Annotated in this window: 22 protein-coding genes; 10 read left to right on the top strand and 12 right to left on the bottom strand. The window is 72.4% G+C overall.

Annotation, left to right across the window (positions count from 1 at the left end; translation table 11 throughout):
- Positions 1-58: 58 nt before the first annotated feature.
- Positions 59-889: a hypothetical protein gene (locus tag Q7L65_RS06220; RefSeq protein ID WP_304719482.1), complete on the top strand. Its 831-nt coding sequence runs from the start codon at positions 59-61 to the stop codon at positions 887-889.
- Positions 890-933: 44 nt separating this feature from the next.
- Here the strand turns inward: Q7L65_RS06220 and Q7L65_RS06215 are convergent, their stop codons facing one another.
- Positions 934-1599 (bottom strand): class I SAM-dependent methyltransferase, encoded by a 666-nt coding sequence (locus Q7L65_RS06215; RefSeq protein WP_304719481.1) that lies wholly within the window; start codon positions 1597-1599, stop codon positions 934-936.
- 76 nt (positions 1600-1675) lie between these two features.
- Here Q7L65_RS06215 and Q7L65_RS06210 point away from each other — a divergent pair, with 76 nt between their 5' ends.
- From Q7L65_RS06210 to Q7L65_RS06200, 3 genes are all read left to right on the top strand, one after another.
- Positions 1676-2446, top strand: coding sequence for a response regulator transcription factor (locus Q7L65_RS06210; RefSeq protein WP_304719480.1), 771 nt, complete (start codon positions 1676-1678; stop codon positions 2444-2446).
- Positions 2447-2451: 5 nt separating this feature from the next.
- Positions 2452-3903 carry a HAMP domain-containing sensor histidine kinase gene (locus Q7L65_RS06205; protein ID WP_304719477.1) on the top strand — a complete coding sequence of 484 codons (1452 nt, stop codon included), beginning with the start codon at positions 2452-2454 and terminating at the stop codon, positions 3901-3903.
- 129 nt (positions 3904-4032) lie between these two features.
- The gene (locus tag Q7L65_RS06200) at positions 4033-6174 is read left to right on the top strand and encodes a hypothetical protein (RefSeq protein ID WP_304719475.1); all 2142 of its coding nucleotides are present in this window, start codon (positions 4033-4035) and stop codon (positions 6172-6174) included.
- Here the strand turns inward: Q7L65_RS06200 and Q7L65_RS06195 are convergent.
- Entirely contained in the window at positions 6069-6746 is a 678-nt protein-coding gene (locus tag Q7L65_RS06195; RefSeq protein WP_304719474.1) for an RDD family protein, read from the bottom strand. The two genes, Q7L65_RS06200 and Q7L65_RS06195, sit on opposite strands and share 106 nt — an antisense overlap.
- A complete protein-coding gene (gene ftsH, locus Q7L65_RS06190; RefSeq protein ID WP_304719473.1) occupies positions 6743-8899 on the bottom strand; it encodes an ATP-dependent zinc metalloprotease FtsH in 2157 nt (718 codons plus the stop codon). Before ftsH ends, Q7L65_RS06195 begins: the two co-directional genes overlap by 4 nt.
- 110 nt (positions 8900-9009) lie before the next feature.
- Between ftsH and Q7L65_RS06185 the strand changes: the two genes are divergently transcribed.
- A complete protein-coding gene (locus Q7L65_RS06185) occupies positions 9010-9408 on the top strand; it encodes a cupin domain-containing protein (RefSeq protein ID WP_304719472.1) in 399 nt (132 codons plus the stop codon).
- 67 nt (positions 9409-9475) lie between these two features.
- Here Q7L65_RS06185 and msrB read toward each other — a convergent pair whose 3' ends face one another.
- Entirely contained in the window at positions 9476-9874 is a 399-nt protein-coding gene (gene msrB, locus Q7L65_RS06180; protein WP_304719470.1) for a peptide-methionine (R)-S-oxide reductase MsrB, read from the bottom strand.
- A 79-nt stretch (positions 9875-9953) separates the two neighbouring features.
- Between msrB and Q7L65_RS06175 the strand changes: the two genes are divergently transcribed.
- Positions 9954-10106, top strand: coding sequence for a hypothetical protein (locus tag Q7L65_RS06175; RefSeq protein ID WP_304719469.1), 153 nt, complete (start codon positions 9954-9956; stop codon positions 10104-10106).
- 7 nt (positions 10107-10113) lie between these two features.
- Here Q7L65_RS06175 and Q7L65_RS06170 read toward each other — a convergent pair whose 3' ends face one another.
- A complete protein-coding gene (locus tag Q7L65_RS06170) occupies positions 10114-11025 on the bottom strand; it encodes a SigB/SigF/SigG family RNA polymerase sigma factor (RefSeq protein ID WP_304719467.1) in 912 nt (303 codons plus the stop codon).
- A 32-nt stretch (positions 11026-11057) separates the two neighbouring features.
- Here Q7L65_RS06170 and Q7L65_RS06165 point away from each other — a divergent pair, with 32 nt between their 5' ends.
- On the top strand, positions 11058-11642 hold the full coding sequence (locus Q7L65_RS06165) for an ANTAR domain-containing response regulator (RefSeq protein ID WP_304719466.1): 585 nt from the start codon (positions 11058-11060) through the stop codon (positions 11640-11642).
- A gap of 7 nt (positions 11643-11649) precedes the next feature.
- Here Q7L65_RS06165 and Q7L65_RS06160 read toward each other — a convergent pair whose 3' ends face one another.
- The gene (locus Q7L65_RS06160; protein WP_304719465.1) at positions 11650-13563 is read right to left on the bottom strand and encodes a kelch repeat-containing protein; all 1914 of its coding nucleotides are present in this window, start codon (positions 13561-13563) and stop codon (positions 11650-11652) included.
- Between the two features lie 116 nt (positions 13564-13679).
- Positions 13680-16154 carry an HtaA domain-containing protein gene (locus Q7L65_RS06155; protein ID WP_304719462.1) on the bottom strand — a complete coding sequence of 825 codons (2475 nt, stop codon included), beginning with the start codon at positions 16152-16154 and terminating at the stop codon, positions 13680-13682.
- Positions 16155-16289: 135 nt separating this feature from the next.
- Here Q7L65_RS06155 and Q7L65_RS06150 point away from each other — a divergent pair, with 135 nt between their 5' ends.
- On the top strand, positions 16290-16589 hold the full coding sequence (locus Q7L65_RS06150; RefSeq protein WP_304719461.1) for a hypothetical protein: 300 nt from the start codon (positions 16290-16292) through the stop codon (positions 16587-16589).
- Between the two features lie 46 nt (positions 16590-16635).
- Here the strand turns inward: Q7L65_RS06150 and Q7L65_RS06145 are convergent, their stop codons facing one another.
- From Q7L65_RS06145 to Q7L65_RS06130, 4 genes are all read right to left on the bottom strand, one after another.
- Positions 16636-16920, bottom strand: a complete 285-nt coding sequence (locus tag Q7L65_RS06145; protein ID WP_304719460.1) for a hypothetical protein — start codon at positions 16918-16920, stop codon at positions 16636-16638.
- A 150-nt stretch (positions 16921-17070) separates the two neighbouring features.
- Positions 17071-17676 carry a DoxX family membrane protein gene (locus tag Q7L65_RS06140; RefSeq protein WP_304719458.1) on the bottom strand — a complete coding sequence of 202 codons (606 nt, stop codon included), beginning with the start codon at positions 17674-17676 and terminating at the stop codon, positions 17071-17073.
- 223 nt (positions 17677-17899) lie between these two features.
- Entirely contained in the window at positions 17900-20812 is a 2913-nt protein-coding gene (locus Q7L65_RS06135) for a vitamin B12-dependent ribonucleotide reductase (protein ID WP_304719456.1), read from the bottom strand.
- A 238-nt stretch (positions 20813-21050) separates the two neighbouring features.
- A complete protein-coding gene (locus Q7L65_RS06130) occupies positions 21051-21752 on the bottom strand; it encodes a hypothetical protein (RefSeq protein ID WP_304719454.1) in 702 nt (233 codons plus the stop codon).
- 83 nt (positions 21753-21835) lie between these two features.
- Here Q7L65_RS06130 and galE point away from each other — a divergent pair, with 83 nt between their 5' ends.
- Positions 21836-22810 (top strand): UDP-glucose 4-epimerase GalE, encoded by a 975-nt coding sequence (gene galE, locus Q7L65_RS06125; RefSeq protein ID WP_304719453.1) that lies wholly within the window; start codon positions 21836-21838, stop codon positions 22808-22810.
- A 164-nt stretch (positions 22811-22974) separates the two neighbouring features.
- Here the strand turns inward: galE and Q7L65_RS06120 are convergent, their stop codons facing one another.
- A complete protein-coding gene (locus tag Q7L65_RS06120; RefSeq protein ID WP_304719452.1) occupies positions 22975-23898 on the bottom strand; it encodes an SDR family oxidoreductase in 924 nt (307 codons plus the stop codon).
- A 79-nt stretch (positions 23899-23977) separates the two neighbouring features.
- Between Q7L65_RS06120 and Q7L65_RS06115 the strand changes: the two genes are divergently transcribed.
- Positions 23978-25093, top strand: a complete 1116-nt coding sequence (locus Q7L65_RS06115; protein WP_304719450.1) for a hypothetical protein — start codon at positions 23978-23980, stop codon at positions 25091-25093.
- The last annotated feature ends 2 nt before the right edge of the window (positions 25094-25095 follow it).

The raw sequence follows: 25095 nt of genomic DNA, 5'->3' as shown, positions 1-25095 counted from the left end.
GGAACTGCTGGCTTGGCGCGAGGTGGACCTGCCGGATGACGTTCGCGCCATCCCGACGATGCTCTCTCCCGACGAGCTGACGCTGCTGTATGCGCTGGCGCGCGACCATGCCGACGGGCGTGGTGCGATCGTCGACGCTGGCTGCTTCCTGGGAGGCTCCTCGGTGGCGCTGCTGGCCGGACTGCGTGATCGCGACCGGGAGTGGACCGGGCCGCCGCTGAGCACCTACGACCTCTTTCGCGTCGAGGAGTACACGCGCGAGCAGTTCTTCAAGGGGTCCGCGCTGAAGGTCGGCGATTCGTTTCGGCCACTCTACGACCAGCACGTCGCGCCGTTCACCTCGCCCCACGTCGTTCACGAGGGCGACATCACGCAGATCGGCTGGGACGGGGGTCCGATCGACGTCTTTTTCGTCGACGTGCTGAAGTCGTGGGAGGTCAACGCCGCGGTGCAGCGCAGCTTCTTCCCGCACCTGATCCCCGGTCGGTCGTTGATCGTCCATCAGGACTACGGCTGGGGCATGCTGCCGTGGATCCACCTCTCCGTCGAGCTGATGTGGGACTCGTTGCGACGCCTGGACGTCCTTCCCTGGGCCACGCACGTGTTCCTGCTGGAACGGCCCGTTGATCCCGACGTGCTCGCGCTCGACCCGTTGCGCGACCTCAGCGCTGCCGATCGGCTCGCGCTGCTGGACCGTGCGATCGAGCACAACGAGGGTGAGGCGCGAGGCATGGTGGCGCTGTCGAAGGCGTCCCTGCTCGGATATTCGGGCCAGCGTGGCGCCGCGCTGGAACTGATCGAAGCGGTCGAGGCCGACCATCCCGGCAACGCATCGATCAAGGCTTGCGCTGACGGCACCAGAGTGATGCTGCAGGCGTCGGGCGGCTGACGCGTCCGGGCCCCGGTGCGGGACCGGACGGCATGTCAGGTGCGTCAGCCTTGGCGCACCGCGACCAAGCGGTACGAGGATGCGAGCGAGTGCACGTGGTTGGTGCTCGTGAGCGCCTTGCGCTTGATCACGGGGTAGGTCAGCCAGCGCAGCAGCTTGCCCTTCCACCCCGGGAACGGGCGCAGCCACTCGATGAAGATCCAGCCGAGCGTGGAGTAGACCGAGTGGACCCCGGTCACCTCGCTCACGTCGAAGCCGTGGTCGCGCGCGAGCGTCGCGAGACCGTCGCTGGTGTAGCGCTGGAAGTCGGTCGGATCGAGGTGCTCCGGCTGCATGAACGGGACGCAGAGGTACAGGATGCCGCCCGGCCGCAGCACGCGGTGGAACTCGCTCACGACCTCGTGCGGATTCTCGACGTGCTCGAGCACCGCGTTGCAGATGATCGCGTCGAAGTGCCCGTCGTCGAACGGGATCTCGTGCAGCGGGCTGAAGACGTCGATGTTCTCGTTGTGCAGGCCCGTCTCGATGTCCTGGTTGACGAGCGTGCCCGGCAGCAGGTGCGAGATGTCGCGGTGGCCGGCACCGGCGTTGAGAACCTTGCCTCTGAAGAGGTGCTCGTAGCCGGCCAGCTCGCTTTCCAGCGGCGGGAACAGATCCGCCACCTCGAGGCTCGGTTCCAGTCTGCGCAGTCGCTCCAGATACGCTCTCATGAAGTCGGCGAGGATAGTCGATCGCCTTGACGGAAGCGCGTCAGCGCGCCGACGATCATCTAGCATCGTCTGACACATGCCGGAGCCTGCGCCGAGCACGAGCAACGGGGCCGCGCCGTGGCACGACGGCCCCGACACCTCGCTGACGATCCTGGTCGTCGACGACGAGTCCGATCTGCGCGACATGCTGACGCGCTCGTTCTCGCGCGAGGGTCATCGCGTGCAGGCCGTGGCGGACGGCAACACCGCGATCGACCGCGCCTCGACCGAGGCCTTCGACGTCGTCCTGCTCGACGTCGCGCTCGGCCCCGGGCCCGACGGCTACGAGGTCTGCCGCACGCTGCGCGCCCGCCGCAACGTCGTCCCGATCATCATGCTGACCGCGCTCGACAGCGAGGCCGACGCGGTCCTCGGGCTGGAGGCCGGTGCCGACGACTACGTCACGAAGCCGTTCGGCCTGGCGGAGCTGCGCAGCCGCATCCGCGCGGTCCTGCGGCGCGCCCGCGCGCGCCCGCTCGGCGCCGGCGACGGCGACCAGCCCGGCGACGTCGTCGCGGTTGGCCCGATCCAGCTCGACAGAGCGCGCCGCGAGGTGCGCATGAACGGCGAGCCGGTCCACGTCACCTTCTCCGAGTTCGAGCTGCTCGAGGCGCTGATGGCCGACCCCGGTCGGCTGCGCAATCGCCAGGAGCTGCTGCGCGCGATCTGGGGCGACAGCGCCTACCGCGACCCGCGCGCGATCGACGTGCACGTGCGCCACCTGCGCGAGAAGCTCGAACCCGAGCCCGACCACCCCCGCCACATCGTCACCGTGCGCGGCGCCGGCTACCGGCTGCAGGCCGGCTGACGGCCATGCGGCGCCTCGGCGCGCTCGGGCTGCGCGGGCGCATCGTCGGCGCGCTGGTGCTGACGGCCGCGATCACGCTCGCGGTGGCGGCGTTCGGGCTGTTGGGGCCGTTGGAGCGACGCTTGCGCAACGCCGAGCTGAGCGCGCTCGTGACGAAGGCGAGAGAGACGCGCGGCTCGTTCTCGTCGCTGACGCCGCGCCAGCTCGCGATCGGCTCCAACGCGCTGCAGCAGATCGGGCTCGCGCTGGTGCGCACCAGCGGCGCGCAGGAGATCTACGTGCTCGACTCGGCGCACGCGCTGCGGCTGCGCACGACCGATGCGAGAACCGCTGCCGCGGACCCGTTCGACGACGTCGCACAGGCGTTCGAGCGCGGCAGAATCGTCAGCACGGCCGGGACGTTCGAGGGCGACGAGGTCGTGCGCGTGGCGATGCCGGTGCGGATCGACGGCCGTCGCTACGTGCTCGCCGCGCGCAAGGAGGTCAGCGAGGTGCGCGACGCCGTCGCGGTCGTGCGGCGGGCGTTCCTGACGGCGGCGCTGAGCGGCCTCGTGATCGCGCTGCTGCTGGGCCTCGGCTTCGCCGCGACGCTCGTGCGGCGGCTGCGGCGGCTGCGCGACGCGACCGTGCGGATCGCCGAGCACGGGCCGGTCGAGCAGGTCCCCGCCGATCGCAACCGCGACGAGGTCGGCGATCTCGCGCGCGCCTTCGCGCGGATGCAGCAGCGGTTGCAGCAGCAGGAGGAGGCGCGCCGCGCGTTCGTCGCGACCGCCTCGCACGAGCTGCGCACGCCGGTCGCGTCGCTGCGCGGGATGCTGGAGCTGCTCGACGACGAGCTGGCGCACGGCGAGGTCGCCTCCGGCGAGGCGCGCGAGCAGGTCGCGCGGGCGCTCGCGCAGGCGCGCCGCCTCGGCCGCCTCGCCGCCGACCTGCTCGACCTCAGCCGGATCGACGCGGAGGTCGCGTTGCGCAGCGAGCCGGTCGAGCTGCGCGAGCTGTCGCGCGCCGTGATCGCGGAGTTCGAGCTGGGCGCGCCGCCGGCGGGCGAGCAGCGCACCGTGCCGCGGCTGGAGGACGCGAGCGCGGCGGCGTGGGCGCTCGGCGACCCGGGCGCGGTCGCGCAGGTGCTGCGGATCCTGCTCGACAACGCGGTCCGCGCGACGCCGCCGGGCGAGCCGGTCAGCGTGCGCGTGCACGCCGCGGCGAACGGCCATCCGCCGTCCCTGATGGTCAGCGACGCCGGTCCAGGCGTGCCGCCGGAGGACCGCGAGCGGGTCTTCCAGCGCTTCGCGCGCGGCAGCGGCTCCGGCGGCGCCGGCTTCGGCCTCGGCCTCGCGATCGGTCGCGAGCTGGCCGAGCGGATGGGCGGCACGCTCGTGCTCGAGCAGACCGCCCCGCCCGGCGCGACCTTCACGCTGCGCCTGCCGTCGCCGCCGCACGAGCACGACGAGGTCTGAGGCGGCGCCGCACCCGGCGCCGCCGCCGCGCCTGGCGCGCGACCTCGCCGCGCCGCCACCGTGCCCGCCGCGCGATGCTGCCCCGCCGCCATCCGCGCGCCGCTGCGGCGATCTCTACCCTTTCTGACGATGCAGTCCGCCGCCCGCGCGAGCCGTCTGCGCCTGCGCGCGCTCCTGCTCCTGACCCTTGTCGCCACGCTCGCATGCCTGGCCGCGACGCTGCCGGCCCGCGCCGCGGCCGAGTCGAGCGCGGTGCTGGCGCTGATGCCGCTGTCGCCGGACACGCCCGCCGGCGTCGAGCCGCTGCCCGACACCGAGCCGCCCGGCGGCGACACCGAGCTGCCGGAGGTGCTGCGCCGCCTCGCCGGCCACCCGCAGCTGGCGCTCGGCGCGCTCAGCGCGACGCAGTCCGGCTACAGCCAGACGCAGGCGCTGCTGGACATCACGGCCGGCACGCGCACGTCGCTGAGCACGTACAGACCGAAGGATCCGCCCGACCTGCGCTTCATACGCGGCGGCGACCACAGCGGCCTGATCGTCGACTGGCTGGCGGCGGTCCAGCGCGCCGACAGCGCGCCCGCCGACGTCGTGCCGGGCCTGCTCGCCAGCTCCGTCCCCGGCGGCGTCGGCTACGTCGGGATCAGCGGCGATCCGAACCTCGAGGCGATCGCGGCGACCGACCGAGCGGGCACGATCCCGTCCGTCTCGCTCGGCTCGCCGCTGACCGTCGCCGCGCGCACGCGCACGATGCTGAGAACGCACCGCTTCGTCGTCGCGCGGCTGGCACCCGGCTCGGCCGGCGACGACCAGCTCGACGCCATGATCGCCGAGCGCGCGCCCGACCAGCTGCTGATCGCCGAGCAGGCGCCGCCGCCGTTTCGCGCGCCGCAGCTGCTGTGGACCGGGATCGTCGGCCTCACGAGCGGATCCGGCGGCAGCTTCACGTCGGCGACGACCCACCTCGACGGCGTCGCCGCGGGCATCGACCTGCTGCCGACGATCCTCGACCACCTCGGCGTGCCGGTGCCCGACGGCGTGCGCGGTCAGCCGATCAGCCTCTCCGGCGTGCGCGACGCGGCGGCGCTGAACAAGCTCGACGAGCGTCTCAGCGTGATCTCCGCGCGGCGCATGCCGGCGCTGCAGACGTTCCTCTTCACATGGCTGGCGATCGTGCTGCTCGCGGGCATCGTGCGCGACCGCGTCGGCGTCCGCTTCGCGCTGCGACTCGGCGGGCTGGCGCTGATGTGGCTGCCGGCGATGGTGCTCGTGACGGCCGCCTTCGCGCCGTCGCGCCAGGCGGAGCTGTTCATGCTCGCGGGCGGCTCGTTCGCGCTCGCGCTGCTGACCGATCGGCTCGTGCGCTGGCCGCGCGGGCCGGCGGTGCCGTGCGTGGTCGGACTGGTCGCCTACACCGTCGACCTCGCCAACCACTCGCACCTCGTGATCCGCTCGCTGCTGGGCCCCAGCCCGCGTTCGGGCTCGCGCTTCTACGGCCTCGGCAACGAGCTCGAGATCGTCCTGACGGTGATGCTGCTGATCGCGATCGCGGCGCTGTGGCGCCGGCGCGAGCGCTCGCGCGCCGGTGCGCTGACGTTCGCGCTCGGCGGCGTCGTGCTGGCGCTCGTGATGGGCTCCGGCCGGCTCGGCGCCGACGTCGGCGGCATCTTCACCGTCGCCGGCGGCGCGGCCGTCGCGACGCTGCTGATGCTGCCCGGAGGGATCACGAAGAAGGCGCTGCTGGGAGCGCTGCTGACGCCAATCGCGGGGCTCGCGGCGCTGGCCGTGCTGGACCTCGCCACCAGCGGCGACGGCCACTTCACGCGCACCGTCCTGCACGGCTCGCTGTCGGACCAGCTCGACACCTTCCAGCGCCGCTACGAGCTCGCATGGAAGGTCCTGCGCAGCGGCTACGGCCCGCTCCTGCTGCTGCTGTGCGCGCTCGCGGTCACCTACGCCGTCAAGTACCGCAAGCGGATCTACTCGGCGGTCGAGACCGACCCGGTCTGGCGGGCGGGGCTGTTCGGCGGCCTCGGCGCGTCGATCTCCGGCTCGCTCTTCAACGACTCCGGCCCGACGCTGCTGTTCATCGGCGTCGTCGCGCTGACGTTCCTGACGACCTACCTGCGCGCCGGTCCGGGCGGGCCGGCAGCGGCCGATCCCGCGCCTCAGCGGCCCGAGGTCGGCGGCAGCCAGCCGTCGCGCACGGGCGCGTCGTCGACCGGCGGCGCCGGGGGCGGCGGCAGCGGCGTCGAGCGGCCGCTCGTCGGCTGATCCTGCGCGACCGGCTGATCCGGAGCGTGCGCGTCGACGCCGGTCGTGAAGCTCGCGACGGCGTCCGCGCTCAGCGGCGTCAGCAGCACGACGCGCGTCTGCGCGACCTTGTCGTGCAGGCACTGTCTCGGCTTGTCCCACCACGGCCAGGCGTAGTCGACGACCGCGTAGAGCCCGTAGGTGAAGGCGACCAGCAGCTGTCGGCCGATGATCTCGCGCAGGGCGCCGTTGCCGAGCGTGACGGGCTCGCCGTTCTCGCGCACGACGCGGATTCTCATCGCCTGCTTGCCGAGCGTCTGGCCGTTGCGCTCGCCCCTGCGCATCAGCAGCAACGGCGCGTAGGCGAGCCACAGCGGCGTCGCGACCGCGAGCCCGAGCGTCTGCGCCAGTCTGCGCGCCTGCTCCGTGTCGCCCTCGGCGATCACCGCGCCGGCGGCGACGACGATGCAGAGCCCCAGCAGCACCAGCAGGTCGATCAGGTACGCCCACGCCCGCACGCCCCAGCTGGCCAGCTCGTACGTCACCGGCGCCGGGGCGTCCTGCGCGCCGCCGAAGCGGCGCAGCTCGCTCACGACGGCAGCTCCGGCCGTTCGAGTCCCTCCGGCAGGCCGTTGCCGCTGGCGGGCACGGACGCGTCCTTCAGCTGCGGCAAGACCGGCGTGGAGCGATCGATCCGCTCGGGGCGCATCTCCAACAGGCCGGCGGCGGCGTAGGCGTCGGCCTCGTCGAGCGTCTCTCTCTTCAGCAGCTCCGCGACGAGCGAGTCGAGGTTGCCGCGATGCTCGCGCAGCAGCTGCGTGACGTCGGCGTGCGCGGTGTCGACGATCCGGCGGACCTCCTCGTCGACCAGCCGCTGCGTCGACTCCGACGTCTCCGAGACGCCCGGCAGCAGCATCCCGTTGCCCTCGGAGGCGAGCACGGCGATCGGGCCGATCGCGGGGCTCATGCCCCAGCGCCCGACCATCTGCCGCGCGATCCCGGTCAGCTGCTGGATGTCGGACTCGGCGCCGGTCGTGAGGTCGCCGAAGACGACCTCCTCCGCGACGCGCCCGCCCAGCGCGACCCGGATCTTGCCGACCAGGTAGCGCTCGTCGTAGTTGTACTTGTCCGCGTCCGGCGAGGAGAAGGTGACGCCGAGCGCCTGCCCGCGCGGGATGATCGAGACCTTGCGGACGGGGTCCGCGCCCTCGGTCAGCATCCCGACGACGGCGTGGCCCGCCTCGTGGTAGGCGGTCCGTCTGCGGTCCTCGTCGCTCATCATCACCTTGCGCTCGGCGCCGAGCACGACCTTCTCGAGCGCGTCGGTGAAGTCGGCGCTGCTGACCTTGTCGTGGCCGCGACGGGCGGCCAGCAGGGCGCCCTCGTTGACGAGGTTGGCGAGGTCGGCGCCGACCATGCCCGGCGTCGTCGAGGCGATCGCGTCGAGGTCGATGTCGTCGGCGAGCGGGACGGAGCGCGTGTGCACCTTGAGGATGTGCAGGCGGCCGTTGCGGTCGGGTGGGGCGACGGTCACGCGGCGGTCGAAGCGGCCGGGGCGCAGCAGCGCCTGGTCGAGGATCTCCGGGCGGTTGGTCGCGGCGATCACGATCACCGCGGTCGTCGGCTCGAAGCCGTCCATCTCGGTGAGGATCTGGTTGAGCGTCTGCTCGCGCTCGTCGTTGCCGCCGAACGAGCCGCGGCCGCCGCCGCGCGCACGCCCGATCGCGTCGAGCTCGTCGATGAAGATGATCGCAGGGGCAGCTTCCTTGGCCTGTCTGAAGAGGTCGCGCACGCGCGACGCGCCGACGCCGACGATCATCTCGACGAACTCCGACGCCGACATCGAGAAGAACGGCGTGCCGGCCTCGCCCGCGACCGCGCGCGCCAGCAGCGTCTTGCCGGTGCCGGGCTGGCCGCTCAGCAGCACGCCCTTCGGGATCTTGCCGCCGAGTCTCTGGTACTTCTGCGGGTTCTTGAGGAAGTCGACGATCTCGTGCAGCTCGTTCTCGGCCTCGTCGATGCCGGCGACGTCTCTGAACGTGACGCGCTGCTCGCCGCCCTCGGAGCGCCGTGCTCTGGAGCGGCCGAACGACATCATCCCGCCGCCGGCGCCGGCCATCCGGCGCGACAGCATCACGAACAGCAGCACGATCAGGATCACCGGGCCAAACCCGAGCAGCAGCGATACCAGCAGCGACGGGCCGTCCTCGGGCGGCTTCGCGTTGACGATCACGTCGTTGTCCTGCAGCAGCTTGGTGAGGTCGTCGGTGTCGGCGAACGCCGGGATCTCGGTCGAGAACTTCGTCGAGGTGACGGAGCCGTCTCTGCCTCTCGCCGGGTTCGTGACGTCTCTGTCGAACTCGCCCTGGATCGAGGCGCCGGTCGAGAAGATCTCTCTGACGTTGCCGTCTCTGACCTCCTGCAGGAAGCTCGGCGTGTCGGCCGGGCCGCTGTAGGAGACCTTCACGCGCTCGCTCGGCGACAGCGCGTTGGAGGAGATCCAGAAGTTGAGTCCCAGCAGGACGACGACGAAGATCAGGATCCCCCAGCGACCGCCGGGCATCCGCGGCCCTCTGTAGCCGCCGGTGCGGGGTCTGGTCGGCGTGCCGCGGCCGTCGGGCGCCGGCGTCACTCTCCAACCGGGCGGGGCTGGCGGCGGCGGGGTCGGTCTCCCGTCGCCCGTCGGGGGCCGCTCAGCGGGCAGGCGATCCCCGCTGGGGCGCTGATCTGGGGGATCTGCGGGCATCTAACTGAGAATTCTTTCAGGGAAGGCTGCGCGACGGATAAAAGTCAACGTAGCGGACCGCTGTCGCGTTCTTCCAAGACAACGTGCAAATGGGGGAATACGGTGACTTCATGGAGACGAACGGACAGACCGACTACACGCGCGTGAACCTCCTCGACGTCGAGGACGCCGCCGCCAAGCACGGGTTCGGTGAGACGGGCGCCGCGCGCTTCCCGGCCGGAGACCTGCACGCGGAGCGCACCGGGCTCAGCCTGCACAGCCTGCTGCCCGGCAGACGCCAGTCGTTCGGCCACCGCCACAGAGACGCGGAGGAGGTCTACGTCGTGCTCGCGGGCAGCGGGCGGGCGAAGCTCGACGAGCAGGTCGTGGAGCTGAAGAGACTCGACGCGATTCGCGTCGCGCCGCCGGTGGCGCGCTGCTTCGAGGCCGACGACGACGGGCTCGAGCTGCTCGCGCTCGGCGCGCGCCACCAGGGCGACGGCGAGATCCTGCCGGGCTGGTGGAGCTGAGCGCGACTGCGGGCGGTCCGCTGCGGACCGCCCGTGCTCGTGCCTGTGCTGGTGCGCCGCGCGAGCGCTACTCCTTCGCGTCGAGCTCCAGCGCTGCGGAGTTGATGCAGTAGCGCAGCCCGGTCGGCGCGGGGCCGTCGTCGAAGACGTGCCCGAGGTGGCCGCCGCAGCTGTTGCAGTTGACCTCCGTGCGGACCATCCCGTGGCTGGTGTCCTGCTCGACCGCGATCGCGTCCTCGCCGGCGGGCGAGTGGAAGCTCGGCCAGCCGGAGCGGGAGTCGTACTTCGTGTCGGACGCGAACAGCTCCGCGCCGCAGCCGGCGCAGCGATAGGTGCCGTCTGCCTTCACGTCGACGTACTCACCGGTGAACGGTCGCTCGGTGCCCTTCTGGCGCAGCACCGTGTACTGCTCCGGCGTCAGCTGCGCGCGCCACTCGGCGTCGCTCTTGGTCACTCTCGTCGCCATCTCGTCGTCACCGTCCTCTTCGATATTCGTTCGGTATCGAAGATAGCGGGGCGCGACAGGGTTGCTCGGGGTTTGCGACGTGGTTCAGGAGCGGTGCGCGTTCGCCCAGATCATGAGCGCGTATGTGACCGCAGTGAGCGTGATGACGATCGCTGCGGCGATGGTGATCGCGGTGTCTTGCATGGAAGGGATCTTCGCCCCCTTCGCGCAACACGTGCTCAACGTCACATGAAAGGTCGCTAAAGAGGTCTGCTGCCGTCCCTGATCGCCGTGCGCTCCGGCTGCGAGGCGCGCTGCGGTGACGCCTGCGATTGCAGCCGCATCCGCATCAGCGCGGTCCGGATCAGCCGTGATACGTGCATCTGCGAGACGCCGACGCGCGCGCCGATCTCCGACTGCGTGAGGTCCTCTGCGAAGCGCAGCCGCAGGATCTCGCGCTCGCGCGGGTCGAGGCCGCGCGAGAGCTGCTCGATCGTGACGCGCGCGGTCGCCCGCTCCAGTTCGTCGTCGTCGCCGCCGAGCCGGTCGGCCATCGTCGGCGCGTCCTCCTCCGCGTCGGCGCCGGCGCGGGCGGGCGCGTCGAGCGACAGCGCGCGGTGCGCGCCCGCGACCTCCAGCGCCTCCAGCACCGTCTCCAGGCCCAGACCGGTCTCGCGCGCCAGTTCAGCCGGCGTCGGCGGTCTGCCGACGTGGTCCCTGATCATCCGGTCGACACGCAGCGCGGCTTCCTTCAGGTCGCGCGGGACGTGGATCGCCCAGCCGCGGTCACGGAAGTGGCGGCGCAGTTCGCCGAGGATCGTCGGAACGGCGTAGGAGCTGAAGCTGACGCCGCGCTCCGGATCGAAGCGGTCGACGGCCTTCAGCAACCCGATCGAGGCGACCTGCACGAGGTCGTCGAACGGCTCGCCGCTGTCGGCGTAGCGGCGCGCGAGATGCCGTGCGAGGCCGAGGTGCTGCTCGACCATCCGCTGACGTTCAGCGTCCGCGGGCCGCCTGTAAGCTGACGGGCGTCCATGGCTGCGCCCGTCTCTTTCGAGATCTCCGTCTTTCGTGATCACCGTCGCGGGTGCCCTCCGGCTGCTGCATTGGGCGCCGGGGGTCTGGGGCGCTTCGGTGATGCCGGTGCAACGCACCGGCACATGACGTTTCATTCTACTGGCCGCGGCGAGCGAATGGGCGTCGCGTGAGCACTCAGGGACTGCGCGTTCTGATCGCCGACGAGGATCGCGAGGCGCTGGAGCGCCTCGGCGCCACGTTGCGCGACCTCGGCCACGAGGTGATCGCGTTCGCGATCGAGGTCTCGGAGGTTGCGGAGAAGGTCGCCAGCGAGGACCCCGACATCTCGATGGTCGTGCTGCACGCCGACGACGACCACGCGCTCGCGCTGATCGACGAGATCTCGGCCTATGCGTCCGGCCCGGTCGTCGTGCTGACGCTGAGGGAGGACCCGGAATTCGTCGCCAGCGCCGCCGACCGCGGCATCGACGCCTACGCGCGCCCGGAGACGCCGGACGCCGTGCAGAGCGCGATCGAGCTGGCGCTGCGCCGTCACGCCGAGCTGGCGCGGCTGGAGACGAAGGTCGAGCAGCTGGAGAACGCGCTCGAGCGCCGCGCGACGATCGAGCGCGCGAAGGGGATCCTGATGGAGCGCCACGGGGTCGACCAGCTGACGGCGTTCGAACGCCTGCGCACCCACGCCCGCGCAACCCGCCGCCGCGTCGTCGACGTGTCGCGGGAAGTCGCGGACGGAGTGCTGCAGCTTCCGTAGGTGACCGTCAGCGTTGAGCGTTCACGGCGATCTCCGCGCGGCCGCGGGGCGTCGTGACGCTGACCAACACGCGCGCGCGCTTTGCGATCGGCCGCTTTGCGGTCAGCGTCACGCGGAGCGTGCCGCGGCCGCTGCGGTGCGCCTGCTTGTGCGTGCCCGCCAGGCGGACCGTCGCCGACGTGCGCGCGCTCGCTCTGCTGCGCACGATGCACGTGACGGCCGTGCGGCGTCTGACCAGCCTGCAGCTGACGGCGACTCTCGGCGTCGCGCCGCGCGGGCCGATCGCGCCGCGCGGTCCAGTTGCCCCCGCTTCGCCCTTCGCCCCGGTCGTGCCGGGGGTGCCGAGCGCGCCGGGCGCGCCCGTGGGGCCGGCCGTCCCGTCGGCGCCGGCCGGGCCGCTCGGTCCCTGCGGACCCGCCGGCCCGGCGTCGGCGGCGACGCCCGCGCCGCTCAGTGAAACGGTCGTGGTGCCGGCGACGGTCGAGTCGGCGATCGTCAGCGTCGCGGCGCGCGCGCCGGCGGCGCCGGGGACGAACCGCACGGCGATCGCGCAGGCGCGGCCCGGCGCGACGCGCACGCCGGTGCAGCCGTCCTCCACACGCGCGAAGTCGCCTGCCTGCGCCCCGCCGATCGCGCTGTCCTGCACCCACAGCGGCTCGTCGCCGTCGTTGACGAAGCGCGCGCGCAGCACGGCGCCGCGGCGCCCGACGGTCACGTCGCCGAAGTCGAGCGCCTCGCCGGCGACGACGGTGGCGGGCGTGAACAGCTCGCTGCTTCTCAGCGCCACGTTGCCGACGTCGGTGGCGGTGCGTCTGTAGCCGCCCGCGACCAGCACGCGGCCGTCACCGAGCGCGACGAGCCCCGCGCGCGAGCGCGAGCCGGCCAGTCTCGGCCCGTCGCTCCAGCTGCCCGTCGCCGGGTCCCAGATCTCGGTCGAGTCGAGCGTCTGGGTCGAGCCCGCGTTGCCGCCGGCGACCAGCACCCGGCCGCTGCTGAGCAGCGCGGCGCTGTGGTACCAGCGACCGGTTCTGAGCGGAGCGGCCGCGCTCCAGCGATCGCTCGCCGGGTCGTACAGCTCGGCGCTCGCCAGGCCGGTGGGCGTGCCGTATCCGCCCGTCACCAGCACACGGCCGTCGCGCAGCGTCGTCGCGGTCGGTCTGTTTGCGCGCGCCTCGGTCAGCGGGCCGGTTGCGGCGAACGCGCGGCTCGCCGGGTCGTACAGCTCCGCGCTCGTGACCGCGTCGCCGCCCTGGCCGCCGACGAGCAGCACGCGGCCGTCGCGCAGCAGCGCCGCGGAGTGGTAGGCGCGGCTCTGGGTCATCGTGCCGACGGTGCTCCAGCTGCCGCTCTGCGGGTCGTACAGCTCGGCCGTGGTGCCGGCGGAGCTGCCGCCGGCCACCAGCACCGTGCCGTCGCGCAGCGCCGTGGCGGTCGCGTTGTGGTGCACGGCGGCGAGCGCGCCGGTCGGCGTCCACTGGCCGGTCGCCGGATCGAACAGGTCGGCGGTTCTGTCGCCGAGCCCGCCGCCGAACAGGACTCTTCCGTCGGGCAGCGGCGCGGCGAAGCCGAGGTAGTGGCCGAAGCCGGCCACTCTCGGCGTGTCGGCCCAGCTGCTGGCGAGCGGGTTCCAGCGGCTGCCCGTGTCGCTGAACGCGCCGGCGCCGTCGCCGGCCGCCAGCACGCCGCCGTCCGGCAGCGTCACCGCGTCGAAGGCGTAGCGGGCGCTCGGCAGCTCGCCGGCCGGCGACCAGCCGGAGGCGGCCTGGGCGGCGGTCGGTGCCAGCGCGCCGGCCGCCGCGGCGGCGAGCGCGCCGCCGAGCGTCAGCGTGCGCCGCAGGGCGCGTCCGCGCCGCCGGCGTGCCCCGGCGGCGGGAGCGGAGGCGCCGCGGCACGTCCGCGACAACGAGGGTTCGTGGTGCATGTGGGGGATCCGTTCCTGGTCTGGTCGGAGGTGCGGTGCCGCTGTGGCGCGGGTGTCACCGGCGCCGCGCACGGCGAGCGCGCGCGGGCCGGGTGGTTCGGGGGATGCGACGCGACTCAGCGCCGCGTCGCGGGCGCCGCGCGCACGACGACCGTGCGCGCGAGCCGGATGGAGCTGGACGAGCTGCCGGGCGCGTCGGCGCGGACGGTCACGCGGTAGGTGCCGGGCGACAGGCGGGGCAGCCTGACGCCGATCGTGCCGGCGCGGGCGCTGCTGAGCCTGACGGTGCGAACGTGGCGCCAGACGGTCTTCGTGCGGGTGCGCCCGTTGCGCCGCACGCGTCTGACGGTGCGCCGCTCGATCCGCGCGCTGCCGCGCGCCGCGCCCGAGAGCCGCAGCGTCAGACGCGTCGCGCTCAGCTTGAGCTGGGAGACCCTCGGCGCTGCCGGTCTGCGCTGTGGCTGCGGCTGTGGCGCGGGCGGCTGTGGCGGGGGCGGCTGCTGGCCGCCGCCCGGCAGATCCCCGCCGGGCTGGTCGCCCCCGCTCGGCGGGTCCTCTCCGCCCGTCGGCGGCGCGGTCGTGGGCAGCAGCTTGACCGACAGCGTCGCGGGCGCCGTCGCGACCGCTCCGGCCGCGTTCTCGAACACGGCGCGATAGCGGCTGCCTGCTTCCGCGGCGGTCGCCGCGACCGTCAGCGAGCCGCTCGTGGCGCCCGGCACGTCGCTCCAGCCGGCGCTGCCCGGTACCCGCACCTGCCAGCGCACGCTCGGCGCCGGGGTGCCGTCGGCGGCGGCCGCGAAGGTCGCCTGCGCCGAGGCTCCGGGCGCGTCCTCGACCTCGACGGAGGCGTCCTGCGGCTGCTGCGTCAGCGCGGGGGAGGCGCCGGAGCGCGTGATCGCGTATGCGGCGCTGCCGCCCTCGCTCTCGTACCAGTCGGCGCGCATGTAGATCGTGCCGTCGGCGCCGGTCAGCACGTGCGTGTCGAGCGTGCCGCTTCTGTTCGGGTTGGGGATCGTGCGGACGGTTCTGCCTGCTCTGTCGAGAATCTGCAGGTCGTAGGCGCCGTCGAGCAGCCCGACCGTCGCGTCGTTGGGGTCGACGGCGATGCCGGCCGCGGCGATTCCGGGTCTCAGCGGCGGGCCGTCGAGCGCCCACTCGCCGTCGCTGCCTCTGAGCTTGACGAGGTACCCCTGCTGCTTGCGAAACTCCGCGGCGTAGGCGGTCGCGTCCGGGCCGGGCTGGATCCAGGTGAAGCCGAGGCCGCTGATGCCGAGCGCCTCCTGGCCGGGGATCGCTCTGCGCGAGACCGTTCTCGTGACCGGGTCGTAGTGGCGCGTGACGATCGGCGTCGTGACGTTGTAGTAGGAGTTGTCGACCTCCAGGATGGTCCCGTCGGTCGCCGTCACGACGTCGCGCCAGGTCATGCTGAGGGGGTACATGTTCTCCGGCGCGTACGACGTGAAGGTCCAGCTGCCGTCGTCGCCCTGTCTGATGACCGGCTGCGGGATGAAGTCGTCCTCCTGGACCCCGTAGAGCGTTCTCGTGAACGGGTCGTAGGCCAGCTGCCTTGCGGCCGCGTTGGTCGTCGGGACGGACTCGGTCGTGTAGCTGGCGGTCGCCTCGTGCCAACGCAGCAGCGTGATTCTGCTGCCGGCGCCGGAGGGGACGGTGTGCACGAAGACGGTGCCGGTCGACGGGTCGAGCGTCGCGCCGCTGTACTTCCAGTCGATCTCGACCGGGTCGGCCTTCGGAGCGAGCGTCGCGGGGTCGAGCGCTTGGACGGCGGCCTTGCCGCCGCCGACGTTGAGGATCGCGTGCGTCACGTCGCGCCGCTCGTCGGGCAGGACGGTGTAGACCTTCCAGCCCGGTCTGCTGTACGTGCCGCTCAGCTCGTACTTCGAGACGCCGGGGGCGGTCCACTGCTCGAGCGCGGGTTTGCCGCCGGGCCCGTCGTAGGCGAAGGTGACGGGGTCGAGCGTCGTGCCGGCGGTGTAGAAGCCGGCGAAGGCAGGTGCGCCGGGCGCGGTCAGCGTCGCCGGCAGCGCGGTCCACGTGGTGGTCGGGCTGAGCACGCTGCCGCCGATCGTCGGGCTGGCCTCGCCGATGTCGAGGTCGGCGAGCGCGACGCCCGGGTAGCCGATCGTCGCGCCGTCGAGCTGCTTGCTCTCGACGTCGGCGACCAGCTGCGCGCCGTCGGCGGTCAGCTCGACGCGCGGATCGGTCAGCTCCATCTCCAGCTGACCGGCGTGGCCGCTGAAGTGGACGCGGCCGTCGAACTGCACGACGGTCGTTCTCGCGACCGGGTCGAAGCTCCCGGACTGCAGCGGGAAGCGGAAGCTGCCGTCCGGGTTGGTCGTGACGCCGTCGGAGACCGTGATCGAGCCATGCGCGATCGGCCCTGCGATGTAGGTGCGAAACGACTGTTTCACGCCCCAGTCGAGGTGACCGGAGGCGAGCGAGACGGGCGGCTCGCCGGCGGCGAGCGCGGCGGCTGGAGCGGCGGCGGCGACGATGACGGCGGTCGACGCGGCCACGCCGGTCGCGAGCGCGAACCGTCCGAGCCGGCGCCGTCGCGGGTGAGCGCGGGGCATGCTGGTTCCTTCTCCGTGGCGACCGCGTACGGTCGCAGGATATCTGTAAGGTTGCCTTTATCTAAAGCAGGCGGTGACCCTACCAGCAAATTGATTAGGGTGCCCTAATTGGATGTCGCGCACTAGGATCGGACGATGGCCCTTCCCACAGCTCCCGTCGCCGCCGGCTCGCTCGTCGGCGGCTACCTCGTCGCCCGCGAGACGGGCGTGCGCCCGCTCGGCGGCGCTGTCCTCGCGGTCGCCGGCGCGTGGTGCACGCGCGAATGGGCGCGCTCCGCAGGCGCGCCCGTCGCGGGTGCGCTGCTCGCCACCTACCTCGGCGGCTTCGGCGCGTCCCATCCGCTCGCGAAGCGGATCGGCGCCTGGCCGTCGGTGCTGACGGTCGCCGCCGTCAGCGGCGCCGCCAGCTGGGCGCTCGCCGACCGGCGCGGCTGAGCTCCGCCCCCGCGCGGGGAAGGGCGCGCGGGGACGGGTCTCTGGGTCAGACGCTGCCGGTCGCGTCGGCGCTGCCGGAGCTGGAGGAGTCGCTGGAGCCGGACTCACCGGAGCTGCGCGGGGCGGTGCCCTCGGGACATGGCGCACCCGCTCTGCCGCCGTTCTGGCCCTGCGGCTGCGATGGTCTGTCCTGCTGCTGTTGCGTCGTCGTGCCCGACCCGCTCGACCCGGAGCCCGAGTCGGACGAGCTGCTGGCTGCGAGCGCGGTGCCGCCGCCGAGCAGCAGCGTGCCGGCCGCCAGGGCGGCGATGATCGGCTTGGGGAGGCGCATTGGCGTGGTCCTTCCTGTCGGTGACTGGTGTCCTGGACCAGTCAACGCCCGCCGCCTCGGGATCCCCTCGCGGGAGGCTGAGATCTGCCCGAGAACGCGCTGATGCCCCGGCGGGGTGGCCGGGGCATCAGCGGTCGGGGATGGTTCGGGTCAGTTCAGCCAGGGCAGCCGCTTGACGAGCGCGGTCTCAGACCAGATGCGGCCGAGGCCGAGCGTGTCGCCGGCGCGGACCAACGCCAGGCCGATCAGGACGATCGCGTAGATGATGTGGTCGTCCATGAAGACATGGTTCTCCGGCGGCAGCGACGCGCTCCACATGAGGACCATCATCAGTGCGCCGGCCGCGGCGGCGAAGCGCATCGCGATGCCGCTGAGGAGCGCGACGCCGATCGCGGCGAGGCCGGCCATGAACAGCACGTTGACGATCGTCGCGCCGGCGATGTCCTGGTAGATGCCGGAGAACGGGCCGACGGAGTGGCTCAGGAAGCCCTCGGTCGGGTTGCCGCCGTTGAGCCAGGAGTCGGCCGAGGCGGTCTCGTGGCCGAGGCCGAAGAGCTTGTCGAGGAAGGCCCACAGGAAGATCGTCGCGAGCGAGATGCGGGCGGCGGCCCAGGTGTAGCGCGCGGCGACCTCGCGGGTCAGCGTGTGGGCCGCGTTCGCTGCAGCGCTGTCGTTCGCAGCGGCGGCCGGCTTGCGTTCTGCGGCGGTTTGAGCCGGACCTGCGGGGTTCGAGGCGATAAGCGTAGAGCGGGCCATGAGGGTCTCCTTCGGAGTTCGTCGGCGGGGAGCTGAGGTGTGCATTCACCGTACGACCGCAGCGCCCCCGCGCCATCGGGCAGAGCTGCGTGTCCGCCCTCCGTGACAACCACCGACCGTTGCGGGAAACCCGCGAGGGCCTGCCAACGCATGAGAGCCGCCCACCGGGCGGCCCTCACGGAACGTCTCTGTCAGCGCGGCGGCAGCGCGCCGCCGGCTGGGATCAGCCGCAGCCGGTGTTGTTGCCGCAGCTGGAGCACGTGTAGCAGGAGCCCGTGCGCTGCATCATGCCGCCGCACTGCTCGCACGCCGGGCCGAGGTCGAGGCCGAAGTTGCCCATGCGGGCCGGCACGACCGGGGGGGTGTCGGTCAGCGCAGCCGTCGGCGGCTGCGCGACGGCGCCGTTGGCCGGGGTGGTCGGCGTCGTCGGCGCGGCGGGGGCCGCAGCCGCGGCGGACGGCAGCGACGGGCCCGAGGTGTCGCCGTTGACCGACATCGCGGTCTCCTGCGCGCTCTTGCGGGCGCGCACGGCCGGCGTGAGGATGCCGAGCTCCTCCTGCGCGTCCGCGTCGAGGAAGCGCGATGCGAGCCAGCGCATGATGTAGTCCGGCATCGACTTCGCGAACGGGATCTCGGGGTTCATCGTCATGCCTTCGGGCTCGAAGCGCATGTAGCTGAACTTCTGCACGAGCGTCTCGAGCGGCACGCCGTACTGCAGCGCGATCGAGACCGTCGTCGCGAACGAGTTCATCATGCCGCGGAGGGTCGAGCCCTCCTTGCCGATGTCGGTCAGGAAGATCTCCCCGACCGAGCCGTCAGGGTAGAGGCCCGCGGTGATGTAGCCCTCGTGGCCGGCGAGCGAGAACTTGTGCGTCAGCGACTGACGCTCGCGCGGCATCCGTCTGCGCGCCGGCGTGATGTCGGTCTTGACGCCCGCCTGCGCCTGCGCGACCGCGTTGGCGACCGCCGCGTCGAGCTGCTCCTGCGTGAAGAGGCCCTCCGCAGCGGCGTCGACGCTCTTGCCCTTCTGCGCGTCGGTGCGCAGCGCCTGCGCCGTCTTGGAGCCGTCGCGGTAGATCGCCAGCGCCTTGACGCCGAGGCGCCACGCCTGGATGTACGCGTCCGCGATGTCCTCGACGGTCGCCGTCTGCGGCAGGTTGACCGTCTTGGAGATCGCGCCTGAGATGAACGGCTGGACCGCGCCCATCATCTTGATGTGGCCCATGTGCGAGATCGCGCGCTCGCCGACGGCGACGTCGAACACCGGCAGGTGCTCGGCCGCGAGGCCGGGGGCGCCGACGATCGTGCCCTTGTCGTTGATGTAGGCCTCGATCTGCTCTATCTGCGCGTCGGAGTAGTCGAGCTCGCGCAGCGCCAGCGGCACCGTTCTGTTGACGATCGTCATCGAGCCGCCGCCGACCAGCTCCTTGAACTTGACGAGCGAGAAGTCCGGCTCGACGCCCGTCGTGTCGCAGTCCATCAGGAACGAGATCGTGCCGGTCGGCGCGAGCACCGTCGCCTGCGCGTTGCGATAGCCGTTCTTCTCGCCCAGCTCGACCGCGTCGTCCCAGACGCGACGCGAGGCCGTCAGCAGCGCGGCGTCGCTGCACGAGCCGTTCGGGATCGCGTACGACGCGTCGCGGTGCATCCGCATGACCGCGTTGTGCGGCTCGCGGTTCTCCTCGTAGCGCTCGAACGTGCCGACGGCGCCGGCGATCTCGGCCGAGCGCTGGTAGGCGCGGCCGGTCATCAGCGCCGTGATCGCGGCGGCGGTGCCACGGCCCGCGTCGGAGTCGTACGGCATGCCGTTCGCCATCAGGTAGGCGCCGAGGTTGGCGTAGCCGAGACCGAGCTGGCGGAACGCGTTGGCGTTCTTCGCGATCCCCTCGGTCGGGTAGCTGGAGGCGCCGACGATGATCTCCTGCGCGAGGAAGACGACGTCGATCGCGTGCTCGAAGGAGGCGACGTCGAAGCTGCCGTCGGGGCGGCGGAACTTCATCAGGTTCAGCGACGCGAGGTTGCAGGCCGAGTCGTCGACGTGCATGTACTCCGAGCACGGGTTCGACGCGTTGATGCGGCCGGAGACCGGGCTCGTGTGCCACTGGTTGATCGTCGTGTCGTACTGGACGCCCGGGTCGGCGCAGCGCCAGGCGGCCTCGGCGATCTCGCGCATCAGCTCGCGCGCGTCGACCGTCCTGACCGCTCTGCCGTCGGTGCGGGCGGTCAGGTCCCACGATCTGCCGTGCTCGACCGCGTGCATGAACTCGTCCGAGACGCGCACGGAGTTGTTCGCGTTCTGGTACTGGATCGAGGTGAAGCCGTCACCGTCGATCGACATGTCGAAGCCCGCGTCGCGCAGCGCCTCGGCCTTGTCCTCTTCCTTCGCCTTGCACCAGATGAACTCGTGGATGTCCGGATGGTCGACGTCCAGCACGACCATCTTCGCCGCGCGACGCGTCTTGCCGCCGGACTTGATCGTGCCGGCCCAGGAGTCGGCGCCGCGCATGAAGGAGACGGGGCCGGACGCGGTCCCGCCCTTTCTCAGCGGCTCCATCGAGCCGCGGATGTTCGACAGGTTGATGCCCGAGCCGGAGCCGCCGCGGAAGATGTTGCCTTCCTTGGTGTTCCAGGCGAGGATCGACTCCATCGTGTCGTCGACGGAGAGGATGAAGCAGGCCGAGCACTGCGGCTGCTCCTCGAAGCCGACGTTGAACCAGACCGGCGAGTTGAACGCCGCCAGCTGGTGCAGGAGGATGTGCGTCAGCTCGGCTTCGAACGTGTCGCCGTCCTCCGCCGTGGCGAAGTAGCCGCGCTGGCGGCCCCAGTCGGCGATCGTGCCGGCGACGCGGCCGATCATCTGTCTGACAGAGCGCTCGCGGGCCGGCGAGTTCAGCTGTCCGCGGAAGTACTTCTGCGTGACGATGTTGGTCGCGTTCTGCGACCACGTCTTCGGGAACTCGACGCCGACCTGCTCGAACGAGACCTTGTCGCCATGGCCGATGCGGGCATCGCGCAGCTCCCACTCGATCGCATCGAACGGATGCACTCCGGGGGACGTGAAGCGGCGCGAGACGCGCAGCGCTTCAGCTGGCTGGGTGCCGGTCGTGTTCGGGGGGGTCTGCGAGAGATTTGCCATGCCTGCCTGCTCCTTGGGATTGCCCGCCGGTCGCCTCCACCTGGATCTCGGCCTGATCAAGGGGGGTGTGAATGCTCCCGCTCACACCGGACGACTCTTTAATCCCTGGAAAACATCTATTTTAGACGTTCCGGGGCCACGACGGGACACTTCCTCAGAACCTAGCCAAGTCGGCGGTCGGCTCGCAGGGCCTGCCCCGCTAACTGCGAGGAATATCTGCGCGTCCTGGCCGAGTGTCTCAGCGGCCGAGCCGCAGCCAGTCGGTGAACTCGGCCCACGTCGTCGTGACACGGTAGCCGGCTTCGCCCCAGGCGTGGCGCGCCCGTTGCGCCCACAGCGGATCCCAGCCGCGCAGGCGCGCCCAGCCCCACGTCAGCAGCGCCAGCAGCAGCAGCGCGGCGAGCACGATCGCGCCGGCGATCAGCGGTCTCGTCGAGCGCTTCGTCGCGGGTGGCTGCACGCCCGGCGTCGTCGTCACCTGCGACGGTGCGGCGGCGGCCGGGGGCGTCGCCGACGGGGTCGTCGCGACCGGTGGCGGCACGGCGCCCGTCTCGGTGCCGGTCGTCGTCGCCGGGGTGGTCGGCGTCGTCGTCGGCGTGGCGGGCGTCGTCGGGGTCGTCGGGGTGCCGGCGGGCGTCGTCGTGGCGCCGCCGGTCGGCGCGATCCCTCTGCAGTCGCCCTCTCTGTGCGCCTGGATGCCGGTCTCGATCGCTCTTCTGAGGTCCGGCACGACGCTCTCGAACTCTCTCGGGATCCCTTCCAGCGCCGACTCCAGGTCGGCCTGCGAGAACGAGCACGGATCGAGCTGGCCGGCGTTGTTGGCGTACGCGGTCGAGACTCTGTCGAACGTCGCGCGATCGGCAAGGGCGGCGGCGCTCGGCAGCAGCAACAGGAGGAGCGCGAGCGCGAACACGCGGCGGATGCGGGTGCGGGGCCTCATCGCGAGCGCCCAAGGGTACTCAGTGCGCCGGCTCGGCGACGAGCCTCCGGAGCCGTGAGGTCCGTCTGTTAGAAACTCCGGCCATGAAGCTTCTCGTCACCGGCGGCGCCGGATACATCGGATCGATCGTCGCGCAGCAGCTGCTCGGCGCGGGTCACGAGGTCGTCGTGCTCGACAGCCTGGAGCGGGGACATCGCGCGGCGGTGCCGGATGGCGCGCGGCTGCTGGAGCTGAGCCTGCTCGACGCGGAGGGGGTACGCGACGCCGTCGCCGAGGGCTTCGACGGCGCGCTGCACTTCGCCGCGTTCGCGCTCGTCGGCGAGTCCGTGCTGAGACCGGAGCTGTACTACCGCAACAACGTCGTCGGCTCGCTGAACCTGCTCGACGCGCTGCGCTCGGCCGGCGTGCAGCGACTCGTCTTCTCCTCCACGTGCGCGGTCTACGGCGAGCCCGAGGTCGTCCCGATGGACGAGCTGACGCCGACCCGGCCGGTCAACTCCTACGGCGCCTCGAAGCTCGCCGTCGACGGGATGATCACCGACGAGTGCCGCGCGCACGGGCTCGGCGCGGTCTCGCTGCGCTACTTCAACGTCGCGGGCGCCAGCGGCCACCTCGGCGAGGACCACTACCCCGAGACGCACCTGATCCCGAACGTGCTGCGCGCCGCGCAGGGGCGCCAGGACGCGGTCAAGATCTTCGGCACCGACTACCCGACGCCGGATGGGACCGCGGTGCGCGACTACGTCCACATCGAGGACCTCGCGCACGCCCACGTGCTGGCGCTCGAAGCGACGCGCCCGAGCGAGCACCGCATCTTCAACCTCGGCAGCGGCGACGGCTACTCCGTGCGCGAGGTGATCGAGGCGGTCAGAACGGTCACCGGCCTCGACGTCCCCGCGCAGGAGGCCGACCGCCGCCCGGGCGACCCGCCGAGGCTGGTCGCCGCCAACGGCAAGGTCCGCGCCGAGCTGGGCTGGTCGCCGACGAAGTCGCTGACCGACATGGTCGCCGACGCCTGGAGGTTCGCGCAGGAGCGGCCGCTGGGGTACGGGGGGTAGGGAGCGGAGGCGCGGGTCCGGGTTGAGCGGCGTCAGGGCGCCGCTGCTGTCCGTACGATCGGCCGATGCGCCTCCGCTACGCGAGCGGCTCGGACCCGACCGAGGCCGCCTCGACGCAGTGCTTCTTCCTGCGCAGACCGTGATGTAGCCGCGGCGCCTCGCAGCTATCTCGTCCGGATCGCCCGGTCGCGCTCGCGCGCCGCGCTGTCGGCCGCCCCGCCGGCGCCGACGGGCGCGGTCACGGCCGCGGCGCCCTCGCGCTCGATCGCGGCGAGCATCTTGTCCTCGACCTCCGCCACCTCTCTGCGGCCGAGCCGGTCGATCAGCACCGCGAGCGGGCCGCGCAGGAGGATCATCGCGCGCACCCACTTCGGCACCGTGACCCAGCGGCGGCGGCGCTCGATCCCGTCCACGATCCCGTCGATGCAGTCCTCCAGCGGCGAGGTCCTGCCGAGCGGGCCGGACAGCTTCTCCCGCATCCCGCCGAGCTCTCTGCGCGCATCGGCGCCGCGCACCATGTCGGTGTCGATCCAGGAGAAGTAGGCGACGCCGACGTCGACCCCGTGACGCGCGACCTCGGTGCGCAGCGAGTCGGCGAACGCCTCGACGCCGGCCTTGCTCGCGCTGTAGGCGGACATGAACGGCGCGTGGCCGACCGCCGCGAAGGAGGAGATCTGCAGCACGTAGCCGCGCCGCGCGATCACGTGCGGCAGCGCGGCGCGGATCGTGCGCCAGCTGCCGAACAGGTTGACCTCGACGACGCGCTCCCACGCGGCCGGGTCGATCGAGCGGACGGTGCCGCCGGTCGCGATCCCGGCGTTGGCGATCACGACGTCGATCCCGCCGAAGCGCGCGACCGCGCCGTCGACGGCCGCCGCGATCGCGTCGGCGTCGGTCACGTCGGCCTCGAACCAGGCGGCGTCGGGACCGCACTCGGCGGCGACCTTCGCCAGCTCCAGCGGCTCGAGCCCGACGAGCGCGACCTTCGCGCCACGCGCCGCGAGCGCTCGCGCCGCCCCCGCGCCGATCCCGCGGGCGGCGCCGGTGACGAGCACGACCTGACCTGAGATGGGGCGTCTGGTGGGCATGGCGAGACGCTACCCGTGCATCGCCGTCTCACGCGTCGGTGGACAGTCTGCGCACACCCGCCGATAAGCTCGAATCCACATGGCCGACCTGCCCGGCACCGAACACGCCCCCAACGCGCGCGCGACGCTCGGCGCCGCGCTCGCGCCCGGCGGGAGGCCGTCGCACGCGTACCTCTTCCACGGCCCCGCCGGCAGCGGCAAGCGGACCGCCGCGCGCGGCTTCGCGGCCGCGCTGCTGGCCGACGGCGCGCCCGATCCCGACGGCGTCCGCAGGCGCGTCGAGCACGGCACGCATCCGGATCTGACGTGGGTGACGCCGAGCGGCGCGCACGAGATGCTCGTCGGCGACGTGCAGGAGGCGGTCGTCGAGGCGGCGGCGATGACGCCGTTCGAGGCGACGCGGCGGGTGTTCGTGATCGAGCGCGCCGACACGCTGATCGACCAGGCCGCGAACAAGATGCTGAAGACGCTGGAGGAGCCGGCGCGGTTCGTCCACATCGTGCTGCTGAGCGACCGCATCGCGGAGGTCCTGCCGACGATCCGCTCGCGCTGTCAGCTGGTCCGCTTCGACGCGCTCACGGTCGCGCAGCTGGAGGCGCGCGTCGGGCGCCACGGCGTCCCGCCGGAGCAGGCCGCCGCGTGTGCGCGCCTGGCGCTCGGCGACGGCGCGCGGGCGCTCGAGCTGGCGCTCGGCGACGGGCCGGCGCTGCGTGCCGGCGGCGAGCGCTTCGCGCGCGCGGCGATCCACGGCAAGGTCGGCAGCATGAGACCGTGGGGGGAGCTGCTGAGCGTCAAGAGAGCGCGCGGCGAGACCGCGGTCGGGCAGCTGGAGGCGCAGCTCGCCGACGAGCTGGAGATGGTCTCCAGAAGAGAGAGGCGCAGACTCGAGAACGAGTACGCCGAGCGCATCCGCCGCACCAGACGCCGCGTCGAGACGGGCGCGCTGGACCTCGGCCTGCAGCTCTCCTCGCTGTGGCTGCGCGACGTCGCCTGCCTGCTGTGGCAGACGCCCGAGCTGGTTCACAACAGCGACCGCGCCGAGCAGCTGGCGAAGGACGCCGACGGCCGCAGAGCCGACCAGCTGCGCGCCGGGGTCGAACTGGTCGAGGAGACCCGCCGGCGCCTGCGCAGCAACGTCACCGAGGAGCTGGCGCTCGAGGCCCTCGCCTACCGCCTCGAGGCGCTGCTGAACTAGCG

Source organism: Conexibacter sp. CPCC 206217 (genome assembly GCF_030646165.1).
GTDB lineage: Bacteria > Actinomycetota > Thermoleophilia > Solirubrobacterales > Solirubrobacteraceae > Conexibacter.
The sequence above is the reverse complement of the archived record's forward strand: the minus strand, read 5'-3'. Positions and strand labels throughout refer to the sequence as shown.